The sequence below is a fragment of the Variovorax sp. 01T439_2 genome (assembly GCF_056398445.1).
This window is the reverse complement of sequence record NZ_JBFTPJ010001195.1, coordinates 1-1,460: the sequence shown is the minus strand read 5'-3', so window position 1 is coordinate 1,460 and position 1,460 is coordinate 1. Positions and strand designations below refer to the sequence as shown.

The 1,460-nt window shown below is 68.6% G+C and carries 3 protein-coding genes; all 3 read right to left on the bottom strand.

What is annotated here, in order from left to right; all coding sequences use genetic code 11:
* On the bottom strand, positions 1-558 hold a 558-nt coding region (locus AC1DOC_RS33440), incomplete at its 3' end, for a ferritin-like domain-containing protein (RefSeq protein WP_015866888.1).
* Positions 555-1,052, bottom strand: coding sequence for a hypothetical protein (locus AC1DOC_RS33435; RefSeq protein WP_478081310.1), 498 nt, complete (start codon positions 1,050-1,052; stop codon positions 555-557). The genes AC1DOC_RS33435 and AC1DOC_RS33440, both read right to left, overlap by 4 nt.
* A partial coding sequence (locus AC1DOC_RS33430; RefSeq protein WP_478131541.1) for a TMEM134/230 family protein occupies positions 1,039-1,460 on the bottom strand: 422 nt, incomplete at its 5' end. The genes AC1DOC_RS33430 and AC1DOC_RS33435, both read right to left, overlap by 14 nt.

Below are 1,460 nucleotides of genomic sequence, written 5' to 3'. Positions count from 1 at the left end.
GTGGCCGAGCCAGTCCTTGAGCTCGTCCGCGTGCTCTTCCTCGTCGGAAAGAATGTCTTCCAGCATGCGGCGGGTGGTCGGGTCCTTGTCGCCGATCAGCGCGATCATCTGCCGGTACGTTTCCACCGCGATGCGCTCGGCCACGAGGTTGGCGCGCACCATGGCCTGCAGGTCGGTGGATTCGTCGTAGCTCGCGTGGCTGCGGTCGAGCAGGTGCGTCGGCGCGAAGTCCGGCTCCCCGCCCAGTTGGACGATGCGTTCCGCGATGCGGTCGGCATGGGCCGATTCCTGGTTGGCGTGCACCATGAATTCCTCGGCGATCTTGGGCGACGAGACGCCATTGGCGGTGAAATAGTGGCGCTTGTAGCGCAGCACGCAAACCAGTTCGGTGGCCAGCGCGTCGTTCAGCAGCTTGAGCACATCGTCGCGCCAGGGGCCGTAGCTCGGCGTGACCGCGCCTTCGTCGAGGCTCTTGGCGGCGGCGCCGATGGCCTGCTCGTCGAGCACGAGGCGCTGGTGTTGTGCCGCGCCCGTGGCGGTGGAAGCATTGGCATTCATGGAGAATCCTTTCGTGGGCTGGTGTTTTTCTGCATCAACGTGTTGACGACGTCAGCCACGTCCGATGTCTTGAGCACAGCCGCCAGCACCGCCGTGAAGGAGAGCAGGCGCCACGGCTTGGTCAGCACGATCACCGCCCCGGTGGCGGCCGCCAGCGCCATGAGCTTGGCGGGCTCCTTGCGGGCATAGTGTTCGAGCAAAGGGCGGGCGAGCTGGCCCACCGCATGGGCCGGATGGCGGCGCCACCAGCGCTCGGTCATGCTGCGGGCCATCGAAACCCATTGGCTGCGGCCGCGCGCCGGCGAGGCCCGCCGGTAGTCCGCCGCTTCGCCGGCGGCATGCATTCCTTCCGGACGTTCCTGCGCGGTGCGGCGCCGGCCGCGGCCGCCGTCGTCCGCCGGCTCGTCCTCGCCATTCAACTGCCTGACGAGCGCACGGCGCGAGATGGCCAGCCGCTCCTGCGGCGTCAGGAAGCTGCGCTCAGTGCCGTCCATGGCGAACTCCTGCTTCGTGCAGCGCCCGGAGGTCGGCGTCGMCCTGGGCGCGCAGGTCGTCGAATCCATAGCCGGGGAAGGGCCGGACCGCCATCCAGGCGCAAATGGCGGCGATCACCAGCGCGACGCCGGGCACCGCCACCAGCACCCAGTGGAAGCTGCCGTGGAGCACGCCCATCAGCACGGCCACGCCGATGAGCCCGAGGGCCAGCAGGGCGCTGCCGACCGCCAGCACGCCGGCCACGATGCGGGCAACGATCCCGCGCCCCGCTTCCGAGGCCTCCTGTCTTACCAGTGCCGCGTAGTTGGCGGCGTGGTCAGCGATGAGTTCCGGATGCCCGAGCACCGTGGAAAAAATCGGATGAAGCATGGTGCGCGGAACGGGTGGAACTGCCTGCGTGCCTTCAG

Bases quoted from the DNA above. Each gene is read 5' to 3' on its own strand.
- AC1DOC_RS33435 (WP_478081310.1), bottom strand. From the start codon at position 1,052: ATGGACGGCACTGAGCGCAGCTTCCTGACGCCGCAGGAGCGGCTGGCC.